Annotated in this window: 2 protein-coding genes; both read left to right on the plus strand. The window is 66.8% G+C overall.

Annotation, left to right across the window (positions count from 1 at the left end; all coding sequences use genetic code 11):
• Nucleotides 1-105: 105 nt before the first annotated feature.
• Nucleotides 106-951 carry an IS5 family transposase gene (locus ABZV31_RS38295; protein ID WP_355901502.1) on the plus strand — a complete coding sequence of 282 codons (846 nt, stop codon included), beginning with the start codon at nt 106-108 and terminating at the stop codon, nt 949-951.
• Entirely contained in the window at nt 948-1346 is a 399-nt protein-coding gene (locus tag ABZV31_RS38300; protein WP_355901504.1) for a hypothetical protein, read from the plus strand. The genes ABZV31_RS38295 and ABZV31_RS38300 overlap by 4 nt, the downstream gene beginning before the upstream one ends.
• Nucleotides 1347-1417 lie beyond the last annotated feature (71 nt).

Raw genomic sequence — 1417 nt, forward strand, 5'->3', positions numbered from 1 at the left:
AGAGGGCGGTTCGTGAGTATTTGAGCCGTTCTGTGGTCGCCTGATGGTGTGGGGTGTGGGCGGAATCCGCGGGTCCGCGGTGCGGGGTCTGCTGGGGTTGGCGGGGTGAGTGAACGGAAGCCGTATCCCAGCGACTTATCGGACGAACAGTGGTCGTTGATCGAGCCGGTGATCACCGCGTGGAAGGATCGGCACCGCTCGGTCAGCGGTCATCAGGGCGCCTACGACATGCGGGAGATCGTGAACGCGATCCTCTACCAGGGGCGGACCGGATGCCAGTGGGCCTATCTCCCGCACGACCTGCCACAGAAGAGCGCGACGTACTACTACTTCGCCGCCTGGCGGGACGACGGAACCGATCAGGTCATTCATGAGCTCCTGCGGTGCCAGGTCCGTGAACGCGCCCGGCGATTAGAGGACCCGACCCTGGTGGTCCTAGACACCCAAAGCGTCCACGTGGCTGCCGGGGTCCCCGCCTCCACGACCGGACACGATCCGGCGAAACGGGTGCCGGGCCGCAAACGGGGACTGGCCGTCGACGTGCTCGGGCTGGTCATCGCTGTCGCCGTCCTCGCCGCGAACACGCACGACAATGCTGCGGGCATCGCCTTGCTGGACCAGGTGACCGAGCACGCCAACGGCACCGTCCGCAAAGCTCTGGTCGACCAGGGCTTCAAGAATCAGGTCGTCGAGCACGGCGCCGGCCTGGGCATCGATGTCGAGATCGTCGCACGCGACCCCGAACACCGGGGATTTATGCCGCAGCCGAAGCGGTGGAGGGTCGAGCAGACCTACGGGATCCTGATACTGCACCGGCGTCTGGTCCGTGACTACGAGCACCGCGCCGCCTCCTCCGCGTCCCGCGTCTACTGGGCGATGTCCCACGTCATGATCCGCCGCCTCACCAGCGCGAACACCCCCACCTGGCGCGAAGAAGTGGTGAGCGCATGAACATCCGCCCCCTCCTCCAGGCGCTGGACCTCCAGGAGGATGCCGCCCGGGCCCTGGCTGACGAGCTTCGCGCGAAGATCGACAGCCTGCAGACCCGGCTGCGGGAGGCAGAGACACACCTTGAGCACCTCGCGATCACCCGGAAGACCGTCACCGGCCTCGCCGACCGGCTCCCCGCATCCCCACCGGAACTGCCCGAGCACCCGGACTACCCGCGCATCCTCGCTGTCTTCAACGAGGCGACCGGCCCCCTGCGGGCCAAGGACGTCTGCCAGGCCCTCGGCCATGAACTGCTGCCGAAGAACGTCGAAGGCACCCGGGCCAAGCTGAAGCGCCTGGTCAAACTCGGCATCCTCACCGAAGTCGACACTGGCAACTTCGCCAGGAACCAGTAGCCGGCGCTGCGGCCAGCGCCCCTGCTCCAACCATCACCTGGAAACGGACATCACCTCACGAACCGCCCTCT

The organism is Streptomyces sp. NPDC005202, from assembly GCF_040608235.1.
Taxonomy (GTDB): Bacteria; Actinomycetota; Actinomycetes; order Streptomycetales; family Streptomycetaceae; genus Streptomyces.